The sequence below is a fragment of the Raoultibacter phocaeensis genome (assembly GCF_901411515.1).
In the GTDB taxonomy this organism is placed as follows: Bacteria; Actinomycetota; Coriobacteriia; order Coriobacteriales; family Eggerthellaceae; genus Raoultibacter; species Raoultibacter phocaeensis.
Window position 1 is genome coordinate 1,220,382 of record NZ_CABDUX010000002.1, and the last position, 16,585, is coordinate 1,236,966.

Below are 16,585 nucleotides of genomic sequence, written 5' to 3' on the forward strand. Positions count from 1 at the left end.
CTGTCGCGTGTTTTGCCAAATCGCCCTAGCCAGCGCATCTTCGCTATGCCAGCCTCGCCGCATGCCGCCGAACCGCCGCCAACCGTATGGCCCGGCTCGTCCTACTCGTTCGACTTGAGGCTCTCCACCATGTCGATCTTTGCGAGCTTGCGCCGCATGGCAAGCGCCACGAGCGCCGCAAACGCCATCGTGAGCAAAAACGCCAGCGCAAAGCTCGCCGCGTGGATCTCGCGCCCGAACATGATCTGGTCGACCTCGGCGGTCACCACCACGAAATTCTCCATGAACACGCCGAACACGAGTCCGACCGCACAGCCGATCACCGTAAGCAGCATGATCTCGCGGAAGATGTACGCATCCACCTCGCGCGGCGTGAACCCGAGCACCTTGAGGGTGGCGATCTCGCGTTTGCGCTCGGTGATGTTGATGTTCGTAAGGTTGTAGAGCACCACGAACGCGAGTGCCGCCGCAGCCACCACGAGCACGACGACGATCGAGTTCACGCTGCCGAGCATCTTCTCGTACGAGTCGATGGTCTCGTCGTTGAAACCGACGGTTTTAACCGACTCGATCGAAAGCAGCTCGTCGCTTAAGGCCGAACGGATCGAGGGATCGGAAGAGGACTTGGCGAATATGGTTGAGAACAGCGGGTCTTCCCCCGAAACGCGCTCGTAGAATTCCGGTGTCATGAACACGTATTGGCTCACGTAGTTTTCCATGATACCCGTGACGGTAACCGCATAGCCCTCGTCGGTGGTGTTGCCGATCGCATCCTGCTCGGCAAGCTCGATCTCGTCACCCACCCCGACGCCGAGCACCGTCGCCAGCTTCTCGCTTATGAAGACCTCGTCTCCGGTAAGGTCGAGCGGCTGTTGGCTCACCCGTTCGCGCATCGTGACGAACGATTGGAACTCGGCGGGGTCTTCGGGCACCACGAGGTGCACGGTTTGGTCTTTCATGCCGGGAGCGCGAGCGGTCATAGCCGAAGTGTCGGCGTACGCGTACGCTTCGACAGCGTTAGCATCGTCTATCGCCGCAAAAAGCGCTGCCGTATCTTCTTCGGTCGGATCGTCAACAAGCCCGATAGTGGTGTTGTACTGGTAAATCTGCCCGAACTGCTTGGCGATGATGTCGTTGATGGCGTCCGAGAGCCCGAGCCCGGTAAGCAACAGCGCCGTGCAGCCGGCGATGCCGATGAGCGTCATGAAGAATCGCTTCTTGTAGCGGAAGATGTTTCTGAATGTAACCTTCCACGAGAACGACGTGCGCCGCCACAAAGGCCCGATGCGCTCGAGCAGAATGCGCTTGCCCGCCTTCGGAGCGCGGGGAAGCATGAGCGTCGCGGGCCGCTCGCGCAAAGTCGATGCGACCGCTGCCGCCGTCGCGACGAGCGTAACCCCGATGCCGAGACCGGCTGAGAGCGCCGCAATGCCGAAATCGATGGGCGTACGCGCTCCTGGAACCTCGTAGATGATGCCGTAAGCGTTCATGATAACGGCGGGAAGCACCTGCGAGAGCACGCCGATGCCGATGAGCGCCCCCGCCCCGCTCGCGATGCCCGCGTATGCAAGGTATTTGAACGAAATGCGGCCCTTGCCGTACCCGAGCGCCTTGAACGTGCCGATGAGCACGCGTTCGTCTTCGACCATGCGCGTCATCGTGGTGAGCGCTACGAGCGCAGCTACAAGGAAGAAGATGAACGGGAATACCTGGGCGATCTGATCGACGCGCTGCGCATCGGACTTAAAGCTTTCCGCCCCGACGTTCTTCGTGCGGTCCATGACGTAGAATTCGGGCGCTTCGATATCGTCGATCTTCGCCTGAGCATCATCGAGCTTCTTCTTTGCATCGGCGAGCTTCTCGTCGGCTTCCGCCTTCTGCCGCTCGTATTCGGAAAGACCGTCCTCGTATTCGGCGAGTCCCTCTTCAAAGGCGCGCTTTCCGTCCTCATAGGTTTGCCGGGCTTGGGTGAGCTGCACTCTGCCCTGCTCAAGCTGAGCCCTGCCGCTTTCTAGTTCTGCAGCGGCGCTGTCAAGCCGGGTCTGGGCATCGGCAAACTGCTGCTGCGCCGATTGTCTCTGTTCTGCGAGCTGAGAGCGCGCTTCTTCAAGCGCGGGAATGCCCTGGCCGAGCGCTGTTTTGATATCGTTGACATTCTTATCGAGCGCCGCCACCTTTGCCGCAAGCTCGGCGTAGTTGGGGTCGCTCTCCTGCATGTTCGCAAGCTGCTGTTGGGCTGCGACAAGCTGGGGCTCGAGCTCGGCGAGTGTCGCCTGCGCAGTGTCGAGCTGGACCTGCTGTTCGTCGATCGTCGCCTGCGCGCGGTCGAACTGCGTCTGGGCGTCACCACGCTGGTTTTCGAGCTCCTGCACCCCAGCGTCGAAGTCCGCTTGCCCAGACGAAATCGTCTGCTCGTTGGCCGCGATCGTCGCCGCTGCCGCATCGAGCTGGGCAGGCGTGGCATCGAGCGTTGCCTTCGCTTCGTCGAGTTCGTGCTTCGCATCGTCGAGCTTCTGCTTCGCTTCCGCAAGCTGGGTATCGGCGTCTGCACGCTCGCGCTCGTACGCTTCCCTGTTCTCATCGAGCTCGTCTTGCGCTTCCTGCTTGACTTCGGCAAGTCTGCGCGCTTCAAGCTCGGGAGCCTTATCCTCGATGCGCGCGAGAACCGACAACACGGTCTCGGCGTACGCATCGCTCGCACCGAGTTCGTCTTCGGCGCCTGAAACGCTCACGTACGCTTCGGTATAGGGAAGGTCGGCGGCGAACGACGAGGCGGAAACGTACAGGTACTGCCCGAGCGCGCCGCTGCCGAGACTCGTCGTGCCGAGGCTACCTGTCGATGTGTAGTAGGACGACCGCACGAACCCGGTGATCGTGAACGTGTTCGAAACGAGCGTATCGGCGAGATCCTGCGAGCCCTCGGTCAGCTCGATCGTATCGCCAAGGGCAAGCGGGGTTGCCATAACGACATCGGCCGACACAACGCACTCGTCAGGCGCGCTCGGCCACGAACCCTCGACGAGCAAGGGGCGGTTCAGGTACTCTGCGTCGTCCGATATGGCATTCACCCCGTCGGAAGTATCGCTTTGTTCCGCCGCTGCCACATCAAGCGAATGGATGCGCATCGTTGTCTGCTCGCCGTTCACGAGCGACATGGCGTCCACCTCATACGCGGGCATCACGGCCCTCACACCCTCTACGGCTCCCAGCGACTCAACGTCGTCGTCGGTAAGACCCATCGTCGAAAGCACGCGAATGTCGTAGAGCGCTGTGCCGTCATAGTACGCATCGGCTGAAAGCTCCATATCGGGCGCTGTCATGCGCAGACCGGCATAGAAACCCGTTCCGAGCGCGACGATCGCCGCAATGGCGAGGAACCGGCCGAGCGAATGCGAAATCGACCGCACGAAATCTTTAGTGAAGGCGCTCCGCATCGGCGCTTACCACTCGATCGTGTCGGCTGAGACGGGATTTTCGTTAATCTCGACCGCAGAAACACGCCCCTCGCGAACATGGACCACGCGATCGGCCAGCGCCGTGAACGCCTGGTTATGGGTGATGAGCACGACCGTACGGCCCATTCGGCTGCTCGTTTCCTGCAAGAGCTTGAGGATTGCCTTGCCCGTCTGGTAGTCGAGCGCACCGGTGGGCTCGTCGCACAGCAAAAGCTTCGGGTTCTTCGCAAGCGCGCGAGCGATGGCCACGCGCTGCTGCTCGCCGCCTGAGAGTTGCGCCGGGAAGTTGTCGAGCCGATGCCCGAGACCCACCCGGCGAAGCACCTCGGCCGGATCGAGGGGATCTTTGCATATCTGCGAGGCGAGCTCGACGTTCTCGAGTGCCGTGAGGTTCTGCACGAGGTTGTAGAACTGGAAGACGAACCCGATGTCGTAGCGGCGATAATAGGTGAGTTCTTTCGCGGTAAACGAACTCACCTCCCGCCCGTCGAGCACGATGGTTCCCGATGTGCTCGAATCCATACCGCCGAGCATGTTCAACAGCGTGGTCTTGCCCGCACCGGAAGGCCCCACCACGACGACGAGCTCGCCTTCTTCGATGTCGAACGTCATGCCGTCTACGGCAGCGACCTCGACTTCGCCCATCCTGTATGTCTTCCGCACATCGCGAAACTCCACGAACGCCATGTTTGACTCCTCAGTCATTTTTTCACCATTATACGCGCTGTACGGACGCAACAAGAAATCGGCACGATCTAGAAATGAATACGCACAGGGCGGGGCCGGTCGATGCGGGGTGCGGGCGCGGGCCTGCACCGAGCTTGCGCGAGCCTGCATGGGGCAGCATAGAATAGGTACTCTATGACTGGTCGGTTCTGCCACCTTGGGTTTGCGGGCGAAGCACGCTTCACCTCTCGTGCGGCCCGGAAATCGACCGTCGTAGACGCGATCCTCGGCACAAACGTCTTCGAGCCTCGCGCGAAAAACGCTATACTGGTCGAATCGCAAACGCACACCCGCACGACCATGAAAGAGAAGGCTATGAGCATCGACAGCTACGAGACCAGCCGCAAGCGCTCCGACGAGATCCGCGCCGATCTGTCCGAGCATCCCGAAAAGTACACCATGCTGACAGGCGACCGCCCGACGGGAAGGCTTCATCTCGGCCATTATTTCGGTACGATCCGCGAGCGCGTCCGGCTGCAGGACCTCGGCGTCACCACGCGCATCATCATCGCCGACTACCAAGTGATCACCGACCGCGACACGACCGAGAACGTCGCCGACAACGTGCGCAACATGGTGATCGACTACCTCGCCTGCGGCATCGATCCGGAAAAGACCATCATCTTCACCCATTCCGCCGTACCGGCCTTAAACCAGCTCATGCTCCCCTTCCTCTCGCTCGTCACCGAATCCGAACTCATGCGCAACCCCACGGTGAAGGCGGAGATGGAGGCTTCGGGTCATGTGCTCTCGGGACTTCTGCTCACCTACCCCGTGCATCAGGCTTGCGACATCCTGTTCTGCAAAGGCAACATCGTGCCGGTCGGCAAAGACCAGCTGCCCCACATCGAACAGACCCGCCTGATCGCGCGCCGCTTCAACGAGCGCTACGGACACGTGTTCCCCGAGCCCGACGGCCTCCTGAACGATGCGCCCGCGATTCCCGGCCTCGACGGCCGCAAGATGTCGAAGAGCTACGGCAACGCCATTGCGCTTTCCGCAACAGCCGAGGAAACGGCGAAGCTCATCAAGAAATCCCAGACCGATTCCGAGCGCTTCATCACGTTCGACCCCGAAGGACGCCCCGGCGTCTCGGCTCTCATAACCACGGCAGCGCTCTGCACGGGCCGCACCGAGCAGGATATAGCGGCCGAGATCGGCGACGGCGGCTCGGGCGCACTCAAAAAGTACGTCACCGAAAGCGTGAACGGCTACCTCGAGCCTATCCGTGCCAAGCGTCAGGAGCTTGCGCAGGATATGGCCTACATCGAAGATGTGCTGCACGACGGCAACCGCCGCGCGAACGAAATCGCCGACGCTACGCTTGACGAGGTACGCGAAACCATGGGCATGGTGTACTGATCCCGCAAGCGGGGGCCAATCTTCGCGCGGTTTCCCGAAACAGGTTTGCTGAGCCCGTGAAGTGCGCTTACAAGTTGAAAAATAAGTATTGCCAAACATCGGCGTTACGGTATAATTTCCACTTGCGCATGAAGCGCTTGCTCATTCCTCGGTAGCTCAACGGCAGAGCATCCGGCTGTTAACCGGAGGGTTGTAGGTTCGAATCCTACCCGGGGAGCCATAAAACTCCGACCCGCGGATCCCGCGGGTTTTTTGTTGCCCCGGCAGCCCAAGGCAGAGCAAAAGCTGTTAACCGGGGGCTGCAGGTTCGCATCCTACCCGGAAGCCATAAAACTCCGACCCGCGGATCCCGCGGGTTTTTTGTTGCCCGGCAGCCCAAGGCGGAGCAAAAGCTGTTAACCGGGGGCTGTAGGTTCGAATCTTTAGGTGCGGCAATCCGTATCGGCGCTCCGCCCGCGGTCAGCGAGCCGCTCAATCATGGCAAGTTCTTCGGGAGAGAACGCCTCCTTCTTCACAAGCAGGCTCCCCTTCTTCTTACAGGTAACCACGAGCAGATGGGCGGTCTGAGACACCTTATCGATTTCACATGAACGCATGACGATGCATTCGTTTTCGTCGCCTTCGCTGCGTGCCTCAATTCTGTCGTCGTACACCGCAACGTCGTGTGTCACGGAAGCTCTGCGCGCCTTGCCGAACCGACGCGCTTCGCGGCAGAAGGCCGCATACCCTAAAAATGCGGGAACCGCAAAGCGCACGGCAATGAGAACGGCGACGATAACCGCCACGGCAACCATGATGCCATGGTTCGCGATGTGGAAGAACACGTCGAACGCAAGGAGCACCGAGCACATGAATGCAAGCAGCAGAGAAACCGAGAGCGCGACCGAATTGAGCGCCTTGAGATAGGTGCCGTCCAGCCACTCGCGGTAATCGGCAGCATTGAGCGTTACCCTGTTGCGCGCAACCGCATCCACCGTCGCACCGCCCTCCTTTTTCGTATGTCCAGGCCGACCGTTCATAGTCTCGAATCAAAGTATCGCCCTCGTATGGAAAGACGATGGGCGTTCGCGGTCATTCATCGTTTTGTTAGAGAAGCGTCGTGCAACCGCCAAGTACTTCAGGTTTTAATACGAACATATGTATGCTATACTGCTCTTCGGCGATTTCGATAGGATATTCCATGATTGTAAGCGCATCTCGGCGAACAGACATACCCCGGTTTTACCTCGATTGGCTCGTCAACCGCCTCAAGGCAGGATACGCGCTCGTGCGCAATCCCATGAACCGCACAAGCGTCTCCCGCGTGCCGCTCGACAAAGAAACCGTCGAGTGCATTGCGTTTTGGACCAAGAACCCCAAGCCGATGCTGTCTCGCCTGAACGATTTGGAGCCGTATCCGTTTTACGTGCAGTTCACGCTCAATGCATACGGTCCCGACGTCGAGTCGGCTTTGCCGCCGAAAGCCGAACTCGTACGCACGTTCCAGGAGCTTTCGCGGGCGATAGGAGCGCATCGCACGGTGTGGCGCTACAGCCCGATTCTTTTGAGCGACACCTATACCGTCTCGCATCACCTGCACTACTTCGAAGTGTTCGCGAAACGGCTTGAAGGTTTCACGACACAATGCCGCATAAGCTTTCTCGATCTGTATCCCAAAATCGAATGCAGCATGCAGGCGAAAGGCATGCGATGCGTACCGGAAGGAGAACAAGCCGTTTTAGCGAAATCGCTCTGCGCCATCGGGGCGGCTCATGGCATCGAAGTAGGAGGTTGCGGCTCGATGGACCTCGCCCGAGCGGGAATGGCGAGCAGGGGGTGCATCGACGAGGGGTTCGTCGAGCGGGCGATCGGAAGCGAAGTGGTGCGGTCGAAGGCCGTGCGCGGGCGCAACGGATGTTATTGCATGCCAAGCGTCGATATCGGGGCATACGACACCTGCGCGAACGGGTGCGTCTACTGCTATGCGAACGGGGGAGGCGCATCGAATGCGCCGAGAAGTCTCGACCGATATGATCCCGAATCCGAAATGCTCTGCGATGCGCTCGGAGAAAGCGACACCGTAACCGACCGCAAGGCCCGAAAACTCGTCGTAGCGCAGATGAAGCTCGAATTGCCGTAAGGTAATCCGAAGGAGATCAGCTCGGTCGTGCGATAGGCGCACGATAGTCACATTGCGAAAAATGCGGAGCGCAGAAAAAAGGAAACAGGCCAGACGGCTTTCACCATCTGACCTGCAAATTTCATGGTGGTCGCTACAGGATTTGAACCTGTGACCCCCGCCGTGTGAAGGCGATGCTCTCCCGCTGAGCCAAGCGACCGTATGCACTTTCGAAGCAAATGCTTTCAACGTGCTCGAAGTATTTTAGCGGTCATGCCGCTTGAGCGCAAGGGATAATCTGAGATTCGGGGCTTACGGTACGGGCCTACTTGCGCTAGAATACTTACTCGCGCCAAGAAGCGTTAGACCAAGGGCCTATAGCTCAACGGTGGAGCAGAGGACTCATAATCCTTTGGTTGCAGGTTCGAATCCTGCTGGGCCCACCACAGATATCGTACAGGCCGTCGGATGCGATCATCCGACGGCCTTTTTATCGTCACATACAGAGAACTGTGGCCCGAACCTTCAAATAAGCGTTCTGCACCTCCTGCCTCGCGCATCTTCAAGCACTCGCTCTGTCTCGTCGCACAGCGACGCCGATTCCGCGTGCACGTACTTCGCCGCCAGCAGCAACACGCCGAGCATGCCCTCGATGTACGCATCCGGATCGCTCAGGCCCGAGCCGACCGCCATATGGGCGCATTCGATCGCCTGCACCAAATCCCCCGAAGAACTTGCCACCTCGCCGAGCCCATCGACCACCTCCATGGGCATAGCCACCGCATACTCCGCCGCACGCATTTCCATACCGCACCATCCTTCCGAAGCCTCTGGCTTCAATCGCCGGCGGGCATCCCCCTTTTCAGGGGCTGCGTGGACACCCTTCCTACCTCCTATCGCTGAAACATATAGTATACGAGAACATTTGTTCGCTCAATATATAGTGGGTTTTTTCATGATATGTACACAATATATACTAGGCTTTGTGGTATGATGGTCTGACTAGGAGGTATGCCATGAAAGCACAGGACGCAGTACGCCACGCCATCTCGGTTTCAGGAAAAAGCCAATCGGGCGTGAGCAAGAGCATCGGTAAAACACGCAACTACGTAAACGCGCTTGTCAGCCAAGCCGACAACACGGGAGGCACCCTCGGGTGCGACACCGTCGCAGGCATAGCCAGCGCATGCGATTACGCGCTCGTTCTTTTGCCCAAGGAAGCCATTCCGGAGGGCTCCCTCGTCATCGACCCGCCCGACAAGAACAGGCGCGCTCCGTCATCCGACACCAACTCGTAAGCGATCCGTAGCCGCGGCTCATCTTATACAGACGCCTTTCATCGTAGAGTATTCCCCGACACGAAAGCTCAACGAATGGAGGTTCACATGTCTGATGTAACGAACGAAATCAAAGACAAGGCGCATGACGCGAAAAACGCCATCAAGGATGCCGCACACGATGCGAAAAACGCCGCTAAGGACGCTGCGCACGATGCACGCAATTCCACCCAGGATGCTGCAAGCGACGCGAACCGGAATATGAGCGAATAACCGTTTATCCGCTTCCTTCACACGAAAACGGCGCCGATCGAAAGACCGGCGCCGTTTTTTCGCACTTCGTACACGTTTGCATAGCAACAACGCAGCGCATACGCCGAAGTACACTTACCGCGCGAACATCAACCGCTCGCTCTTGAACATCTTCTGAAGCACAAACACGCCTATACCCGTGTACACAAGGTTGCTCACCACGCACGCGACCACGGCAGCAGGTTGGAAATCGAACGTGAATATGCCGATCATGCACTGCACGCTGTTATACAGCGGGATGAAATAGTAGCCGAGCTCCGGCTTCGCCCCATCTCCGAACATGCCCATCAAGCCGATGACCATGACGACGATCATGAGCGGCGTCAGATACAGCTGCGCCTCCTTCGTCGTTTTCGCGATGGCGGACACCACGGTGATCAGCATGACGACGAGCAGCGTCGTCGAGAAGATTACGAGTGCCAGCAACAGATACTCGGGAGGGCCGTACACGTTGATGTCGAGCTCGCCTTGCACGAGGTTCGGAAGGCTCGCGAAGATGCCGATTGCGCTCGACGCCGCAATCGCAAGCCCGATCAGCGAGAGCGCAAGTATCTTGCCGAGCGCGATGTCGCTGCGTTTGATGGGCGTTGCGAGCATGGTCGCCATCGTCCCGCGCTCCTTCTCCCCCGCGACCGATTCGGAAGCAACCGACATGCAGCCGCTGAACAGCAGGATGAGCAGAAGCATCGGCACGATCGATACGATGAATGTCGAAGCGAGGTCTTTGTCCTCGGCCACATCGTAGACGGCATCGCCCGCATTTACATCGAAGCGGTTCGACAACGACGATTCGTACGTATCGAGCAGCGAAACAAACGTCGCAAAAGCCCTGCTCGACGATGTGTCGGCTGAATTGTAGTAAATCTCTACCTGCGGAGCCTGCGAACCCGACGCCGTATCGAAGGTCGCCACGTCCTCATCGAATCCCGCAGGAAATACGGCGAAGGCCTTCACGTCCGTGGTGTCGATCTGCTCCCTCATAGCGGAGGGATCCGGCAGACTCGGAATCGACTCGATTTCCATGCCCGACGAAGAGGTCATCTGCTCGATGCTTGCCGGCGCATCGACGACCGCGATCTTCAGAGGCTCGTTTTCATCGCCGGTGAACATGCTCGACATCGCGCTGCCCATGATGGACCACATGCCGAAAATCAGAAGACCCGGCAGCACGATGGCAACGAGCGCCGAAGCCTTGTTGCTGAAGAACCGCGCAAGCTCTTTTTTCGCAATAGTCAAAACACTGCTTTTCATGAGGCCTCACCCACCGTCATGCGATACATATCGAAAAACGCATCTTCAAGCGTAGCGCCCCCGGTCAGCTCTTCGAGGGTTCCGTTTGCCACCATGCGCCCGGCGATGATGACGCCTGCACGGTCGCATACCTTCTCGACGAGGCTGAAGATGTGCGTGGAAAGCAGAATCGTCTTTCCCTCGCGCTTAAGCTCGAGGAGAAAATCGGTGACGGTCTTGGCAGTCAGGACGTCAAGCCCGTTCGTGGGCTCGTCGAAGATGATGACGCTCGGATCGTGAGCCACCGATACGGCGAGCGAAACTTTCTGCTTCATGCCGGTCGAGAGGTCTGCAACCTTCGTACCCGCAAAAGATTCAATGCCGAATCGGGAAAACAGGCTCTGCTTGCGCGCATCGCGAAGCGCGGGATCGACGTGATGCAGTTCGGAAAAGAAGTCAAACAGGTAGTCGGGAGAGAACACTTCCTCAAGCTTTAGTTCGCTCGTAAGAAAGCCGATGGTATTGCGCACACCCATCGGATCCGACACGATGCTCGCGCCGTTGATCCACGCATCGCCCTCGTCGGGCTTGATGAGAGCCGCGAGCATGCGCAGCGTCGTGGTCTTGCCTGCGCCGTTCGGGCCGAGCAGTCCGTAAATCTCACCTTGGGATACGTCGAACGAAAGGTTGTCGACGGCTGTTTTCTCCTGGACGTCCGTCCGCTCGAGTTTGCGCTGTTTGGCCGAAAGCGGATACGTCTTCCGCAGGCCTAGCGCACGAATTGCTGGTTCCATGTGCCTCGTTTCAATCGGTCTGACAGATTCGGGCTCGACGAGCCGCATGCATTAGTATACCGATTTTCTTGCGCCGCCCGAACTCAACCTTGTAATAACTTCGACTATCAAAGGAAAAAGTCTCGCACACAGGCCAAAAGAGCGCGCGAGAACCGTAACCGTCCTGACACGCGGGCTTGATGTTCGCATCGTATACTCTTTGGCAAGGTCCCTAGATGAAAGGTCGTGATCGTATGTCCTATCAGAAGGTTCTCGTTGCCTACGACGGATCCGAGCACGGAAAGCGCGCGCTCGAAGCGGCACTCGAGCTCGTCGACCACGATATGGCGAGCAGACTCGTCGTGCTGCACGTGGTCGCCACGCACCGCGGCGTCGAGCCCATGCTCGAGGCGGGTGGCCTGCTCGCGAGCAGCGACACCGAAGCGTTCGAAGATAACGACGCACAGAAAATCGAACGCGAAATCAGCGAGCTGGTACGGGGTCGGGAAGACATCGTCGAGGTCATGATGCGTGTGGGAACCCCCAAAATAGAGATCGTCCATGTGGCTGACGTGCATGATTGCAGCCTCATCGTCATGGGTTCGCGCGGACTCGGCGCCGTGCGCAGCATGCTCGGCAGCGTGAGCACCGGAGTTCTCGCCGAATCCGAAATCCCCGTTCTTGTCATGCGCTGATAACGCAGGATCAGCCCACCGACATATCCGCGTCGCACAGGACGGGCTTAACGCCCGTCCTTTTTCTGCATCCCGCTTCCAAACGCCTTGTTCCCTGTTATCCTGTTCTCACGTGCTTGAATGCGAAAGGCGTCCATGAATATCGTTTACAACATCTGCATCGCCCTGTCCGTCGGACTCATGATCGGCTTTTCGGGCGGTATCGTGAAAATCTCCCGGCGGCCTGCCTATACCGAGAAGCAGATAGAGAAAACCGCGCGTATCCAGAAAAAAGCGTCGAACGCCGCCAAATACCTCACGTTCTTCATGCTCGCCCTCGGCCTTGTGTGGTGCGTCTACTACCTCGTGCTCGGCGCGGTGGACCCCGCCCAGGTCGAGTACGCAACCGGCATGTCGCAGCTCATCGTATCGGTTCTCACCATCATCTCGATCAGCTTCGCCTTCTTCGAGTTCCTCCGAAAAAAATAGCACGCGATCGCAGACAGCTTTCCGCTCATACGCGAGCTCGCAGACGGCTTTCTGCTGACATGCAAGCAGCACTGACGCAAACGGTCCGCTCATACGCGAGCTGTACCGGCATCTACAGATCCGAGCCGCATGGCATTGCTGTTTCCGACCGCCACGTACTGAACCCGTTGCGCGCTGCACAGTTCACCTAACCGTATCGCCCCCGTTTCCTTCCCGAAAACGAATTCGGGCTCAGAGCTGGTATGATCTGATTCGAAAACGAGGTGATGCGGTATGAAGGATTTCAACGAGTTCTTGCGAATCCTCGCAAGCGACGAAAGCAAGGCAGAAGTCGAGGACATCATACTCGACAACGCAATCGAAGAGCAGCGCGAAGGAAACGACATACACACGTACCTTTACACCGTCATCGACGCGGTGACGGATTACAAACTGCGCAAGTACCACGAATGGGCTTTTCAGGGCCGAACGGAGGAAGCATGACGTACAGCACCGGCGATAAACCCGGCAAGGGCACGTACCGTTGCGCCAAATGCGGCTTTCTCGTCCATCTGTACCACGATGATGAGGCCCTGCCAGCCTGCCCCGCCTGCATGCACACCGAATTCACCAAGGTCGACTGACCTTTACCCAACCGACTCCGCCGCGACCCCATCCCCCACCCACCGCCGCGGCACTTCTAGCTAGGGCGCTTCTTCCCCCAGAAGCGCCCTCATTTTTTGCCTTGATGCATCCTCGCTCCGGCTCGGTGCACGCCGTGGTATGATCGACCCATCATGCAACAGCAGCTTTCAGACATACCGCTCAAAGATTCGATATCGGTGACGGGGCCCGATGCCAAGGGCGCGTGGTCCTTGAGCTTCTTCGCGTTCAATACCGAAATCCTCGTGCAGACATACCCAGGCACCCTGTCCGAAACCACCGTGCATGCCGGATTCGAGAAAGCAGTCGAGCGGTGCCGCACGTTCGAGCGTCTGCTTTCGCGCCATCTCGCGCACAGCGACATCGCGCATATCAATGCCTCTGCAGGTGAAACGGTGCGCATCGCCCCCGAAACGTACGAGGTGCTCAAGACGAGCCTCGCCTACTGCGAAGCAAGCGGCGGCGTGTTCGACATCACCATGGGAGCGGTGTGCAAACTCTGGGATTTCGCGAACGGGGTGGTTCCCGCCCCCGACGAGCTTGCCCGAGCGCTTGCTCATGTGGATTGGCGCGCACTATCGCTTGGCGAAGACCGCGAAGGCTTCTGGGCTCGCCTATCCGATAGCCAAGCGTCGCTCGATGTCGGCGGGACGGCCAAGGGGTTCATCGCCGACGATCTCCACCGCCTGCTTGCCGAAGAAGGATTCTCGAATGCCATCGTCAACCTCGGCGGCAACGTCGTGACGTTCGGCACGAAGCCTGCAGGCAGCCCGTGGACTATCGGCATCCGCAATCCTGCTGAGCCGTCTTCGCTCATCGGAGCGGTGCCGATCGGTTCAGGCTCGGTCGTCACAAGCGGCCTGTACGAGCGGTGCTTCACGAAGGACGGCGTACGCTACCACCACATTCTCGACCCGAAATCGGGCATGCCCGTAAAAACCGACATCGCAGGCGCATCCATCGTCTCCGAACGCTCGGTCGACGGAGACGGCTACTCGACAACCGTGTTCGCCCTGGGCTCCAAGCGGGCGCTCGCGTTTGTCGAGGAGCTTCCGGGCATCGAAGCGCTGCTCGTGCTCGATGACGGCACCATCCTCCAGTCGAGCGGACTTGAGGGGTTCATGCGCCTGTAAGCCCGCCTCAGCGCAAGGGCACGTGTGCCTGCGCTAAAGATTATCGTGTCCGCCAGCTCGTGCATCAGTCTTGACGAATGCAAGCAGCGCAGCACCGATGAAGCCGAGTACCATAACGGTCAACCCCATGGCAAGCCAACCGGCCGAAAGCACGAGCGGCATGAGCGCCGTACCGAGGAACTGACCGAGGCTTTGCACCAAAATGAGCAGACCCATAGCCACCGGCATCACGGCTTCGTTGCCGACCGCGCGCGGGTACAGGGTCAGAAACATCGTTGGCGCCCCAAGACCTACCAGACCCATGACAACCGCCGCGATCCACATGATAGGCCCTGTGGTAGTAAGAAGCGCGCAAGCGCACGGCCCCATCGCAAGCATGGCGACAACGGAAAGCAATCGCACCTTGCCCGTTTTGTCGGCAAGCATGCCGAACGCCGGCGAGCTCACGATGGCGATAAGCATGGGCAGCGTACTTGCGAACCCAGCCTGGCTAGCATCCATTCCCTGACTTTGGAGAAATGTCGGCGAGAATGACAGCATGGAGAGAAGCACCATGTTGAACATGAGGAAACTCCCAAGCACGAGCAACACATTCGGCTTGGCAAGAATGCGATAGTCGGGCTTGTCTGTGGAGCCTTTCAGCGAGCTCGCCTGGGCAACCGCTTCGAAAAACGTGCCCGTCGTCGGCCTGACCAAGAAAAACAGTGCGAGTCCCGCAGCAACGGCAACGCCCGCCATGAAAAACCACACGCCTCGAAAGCCGAGCGTCTCGAAAAGAGCGGGAGTAACCACGCCTCCGAAGAACGATCCGAGCGAGAACCACAACGCCCAGACACCCATCGCGAACCCTATCTTATCGGGCGCGATATAGCGTTGGATGGCAAGCGGAGCAGCTACCCCGCAGAACACGAGCGCAACGCCTTCGATGGCCCGAGAGACGATGAGCATGCTGCCGCTGGTTGCGAAAGCACCGACCACAGTGCCGACAGCGATAACGGCCACGGCGGCGAGCATCATGTTCTTCGGACCGAATCTCCGCGCAAGAGCACCGGTAGGAAGCGCTAGAAAGATGCCTGCAAAGGTGAAGATGGACATAAGCCACGACGCCGACCCCACATCCATCGAAAACTCATCCATGATCGCCGGCATGATGGACGGAACTTTGAACTGGCCCAGAGCAATCGCTATACCCACCAGCACGATCACAATGGCAACAAGCACATGGTTTTGGCTGTGTTAGACCACTGTTGACAAGAACACTTGTACCAAAAAGGCTCTCCAACTATACTGAAAGTTATCAGACGACCAGTAAGGAGAAGAGCCTATGCTTGAGATTCTACACCAACTTTTGCCCCAGCTAACCCGCGCTGAGAAAATCGAGATGCTCGCCCACCTAAAAGAAGCCATTGCCGAAGAGCTGATCGTTAGCTCTGAAGGCAACGGACCTTCCGTTTGTCCGCACTGCGGCTGTGCGCGCTTCACCAAGAAGGGCCATGGCCGCTCAAGAGAACAACGATGGCTTTGCGGCGGCTGTGCGCGGACCTTTTCCGGTGCGACCAAAGGACTGCTGGCAAACTCGAAGCTCAGCGGAGGGGCGTGGATGAGCTTTGCCGCATGCATGGTGGATGCATTGAGTCTTCGGGAGTCTGCCAAGCGTTGCAATACCTGCCTTTCCACCGCCTGGTTCATGCGCCACCGCCTTTGTGAGGTGATGGCGAAAAGACTCATGCCTTTTCGTGTCGGGAAAGGGTCAACCTGCCAGATCGATGAAACCATAGTCAATGAGAATCTCTCGGGGAACTGGACCAGATCAGGGTCTGTTTCGCTACCGAGAAAACCCCATAAGCGGGGGAACGCCATACATGTTTCGGGGTCGTCCAGGGAAAGGATCAGCATCTTAACCGGCATCAGTGACCGGGGAGACTGCTTCTGCGAGGTGTGCTGTCGGGGCAAATCGAGCATCGAAGATATCGAGGCGCTCCTAAAGGGCAAGGTCGAAAAAGGGGCCATCGTATCAAGTGACTGGGATGCAGCTTACCCCAAAGCCTTGGCATCGATCGGTGCGGGGCATAGGCGTTATTGCACATCATCGGGTAAGGGGTATAAGATCAACATGGTCAATGCTCTCCATTCACGCTTGAGGGATTTCCTATTCCCGTTCAAAGGTGTTTCCACAAGGCGCCTTAAACATTACCTTGACTGGTTTTGCTACGTTGAGCAATTCAGGAAAAGCGATGCTGACCGTCGTGAGGTGCTGTACTCAAATGCCATAAGCGGAACATACGAGACGACCAGAAGGAACTATCCTTCAACTCCGTTTCCCTTCGGAGAGTACTGGAATATGTCAACAGTGGTCTAACACAGCCATGGTTTTGGTACGGTTTCCGGTCGTCGTTCACAACGGCCTCCTCGTC

Annotated in this window: 17 protein-coding genes and 3 tRNA genes; 12 read left to right on the top strand and 8 right to left on the bottom strand. The window is 58.5% G+C overall.

Going from position 1 to position 16,585, the window contains the following annotated elements; genetic code table 11:
• Positions 1–101: 101 nt before the first annotated feature.
• Both FJE54_RS13090 and FJE54_RS13095 read right to left on the bottom strand, forming a co-directional pair.
• Positions 102–3,407, bottom strand: coding sequence for an FtsX-like permease family protein (locus FJE54_RS13090; RefSeq protein WP_255467430.1), 3,306 nt, complete (start codon positions 3,405–3,407; stop codon positions 102–104).
• 33 nt (positions 3,408–3,440) lie between these two features.
• Positions 3,441–4,142 (bottom strand): ABC transporter ATP-binding protein, encoded by a 702-nt coding sequence (locus tag FJE54_RS13095; RefSeq protein WP_139653257.1) that lies wholly within the window; start codon positions 4,140–4,142, stop codon positions 3,441–3,443.
• 354 nt (positions 4,143–4,496) lie between these two features.
• Between FJE54_RS13095 and trpS the strand changes: the two genes are divergently transcribed.
• Complete coding sequence (gene trpS, locus FJE54_RS13100) at positions 4,497–5,543, top strand: tryptophan--tRNA ligase (protein ID WP_139653820.1); 1,047 nt, start codon at positions 4,497–4,499, stop codon at positions 5,541–5,543.
• A 145-nt stretch (positions 5,544–5,688) separates the two neighbouring features.
• Positions 5,689–5,763: transfer RNA gene (locus tag FJE54_RS13105), tRNA-Asn, on the top strand.
• 202 nt (positions 5,764–5,965) lie between these two features.
• Here the strand turns inward: FJE54_RS13105 and FJE54_RS13110 are convergent.
• Complete coding sequence (locus tag FJE54_RS13110; protein WP_139653258.1) at positions 5,966–6,517, bottom strand: YcxB family protein; 552 nt, start codon at positions 6,515–6,517, stop codon at positions 5,966–5,968.
• Between the two features lie 206 nt (positions 6,518–6,723).
• Between FJE54_RS13110 and FJE54_RS13115 the strand changes: the two genes are divergently transcribed.
• Complete coding sequence (locus FJE54_RS13115) at positions 6,724–7,662, top strand: DUF1848 domain-containing protein (RefSeq protein ID WP_139653259.1); 939 nt, start codon at positions 6,724–6,726, stop codon at positions 7,660–7,662.
• 124 nt (positions 7,663–7,786) lie between these two features.
• On the opposite strand, the gene FJE54_RS13120 is transcribed toward FJE54_RS13115, so the two are convergent.
• A tRNA-Val gene (locus tag FJE54_RS13120) sits at positions 7,787–7,861 on the bottom strand.
• 151 nt (positions 7,862–8,012) lie between these two features.
• Here FJE54_RS13120 and FJE54_RS13125 point away from each other — a divergent pair.
• Positions 8,013–8,087, top strand: a tRNA-Ile gene (locus FJE54_RS13125).
• Positions 8,088–8,166: 79 nt separating this feature from the next.
• Here the strand turns inward: FJE54_RS13125 and FJE54_RS13130 are convergent.
• A complete protein-coding gene (locus FJE54_RS13130; protein WP_139653260.1) occupies positions 8,167–8,448 on the bottom strand; it encodes a hypothetical protein in 282 nt (93 codons plus the stop codon).
• Between the two features lie 209 nt (positions 8,449–8,657).
• On the opposite strand from FJE54_RS13130, the gene FJE54_RS13135 reads away from it, so the two are divergent.
• Together FJE54_RS13135 and FJE54_RS16085 are read left to right on the top strand one after the other, a co-directional pair.
• On the top strand, positions 8,658–8,939 hold the full coding sequence (locus FJE54_RS13135) for a hypothetical protein (protein WP_139653261.1): 282 nt from the start codon (positions 8,658–8,660) through the stop codon (positions 8,937–8,939).
• A gap of 87 nt (positions 8,940–9,026) precedes the next feature.
• Entirely contained in the window at positions 9,027–9,191 is a 165-nt protein-coding gene (locus tag FJE54_RS16085; protein ID WP_180326736.1) for a hypothetical protein, read from the top strand.
• A 114-nt stretch (positions 9,192–9,305) separates the two neighbouring features.
• Here the strand turns inward: FJE54_RS16085 and FJE54_RS13140 are convergent, their stop codons facing one another.
• Complete coding sequence (locus FJE54_RS13140; protein WP_255467432.1) at positions 9,306–10,466, bottom strand: ABC transporter permease; 1,161 nt, start codon at positions 10,464–10,466, stop codon at positions 9,306–9,308.
• Positions 10,467–10,477: 11 nt separating this feature from the next.
• Positions 10,478–11,254, bottom strand: a complete 777-nt coding sequence (locus tag FJE54_RS13145) for an ABC transporter ATP-binding protein (RefSeq protein WP_139653263.1) — start codon at positions 11,252–11,254, stop codon at positions 10,478–10,480.
• A 233-nt stretch (positions 11,255–11,487) separates the two neighbouring features.
• Between FJE54_RS13145 and FJE54_RS13150 the strand changes: the two genes are divergently transcribed.
• The 5 genes from FJE54_RS13150 (at position 11,488) to FJE54_RS13170 (ending at position 14,171) form a co-directional block, all read left to right on the top strand.
• Entirely contained in the window at positions 11,488–11,928 is a 441-nt protein-coding gene (locus FJE54_RS13150; RefSeq protein ID WP_180326737.1) for a universal stress protein, read from the top strand.
• Positions 11,929–12,063: 135 nt separating this feature from the next.
• Positions 12,064–12,396 carry a transporter gene (locus FJE54_RS13155; protein ID WP_139653265.1) on the top strand — a complete coding sequence of 111 codons (333 nt, stop codon included), beginning with the start codon at positions 12,064–12,066 and terminating at the stop codon, positions 12,394–12,396.
• A 273-nt stretch (positions 12,397–12,669) separates the two neighbouring features.
• Complete coding sequence (locus tag FJE54_RS13160) at positions 12,670–12,879, top strand: hypothetical protein (protein ID WP_139653266.1); 210 nt, start codon at positions 12,670–12,672, stop codon at positions 12,877–12,879.
• On the top strand, positions 12,876–13,019 hold the full coding sequence (locus tag FJE54_RS13165) for a zinc ribbon-containing protein (RefSeq protein ID WP_139653267.1): 144 nt from the start codon (positions 12,876–12,878) through the stop codon (positions 13,017–13,019). The genes FJE54_RS13160 and FJE54_RS13165 overlap by 4 nt, the downstream gene beginning before the upstream one ends.
• Positions 13,020–13,172: 153 nt before the next feature.
• Entirely contained in the window at positions 13,173–14,171 is a 999-nt protein-coding gene (locus FJE54_RS13170) for an FAD:protein FMN transferase (protein WP_139653268.1), read from the top strand.
• Between the two features lie 33 nt (positions 14,172–14,204).
• On the opposite strand, the gene FJE54_RS13175 is transcribed toward FJE54_RS13170, so the two are convergent.
• Positions 14,205–15,392, bottom strand: coding sequence for an MFS transporter (locus FJE54_RS13175; protein ID WP_139653269.1), 1,188 nt, complete (start codon positions 15,390–15,392; stop codon positions 14,205–14,207).
• Between the two features lie 103 nt (positions 15,393–15,495).
• On the opposite strand from FJE54_RS13175, the gene FJE54_RS13180 reads away from it, so the two are divergent.
• Positions 15,496–16,530: an IS1595 family transposase gene (locus FJE54_RS13180; protein ID WP_139651443.1), complete on the top strand. Its 1,035-nt coding sequence runs from the start codon at positions 15,496–15,498 to the stop codon at positions 16,528–16,530.
• The last annotated feature ends 55 nt before the right edge of the window (positions 16,531–16,585 follow it).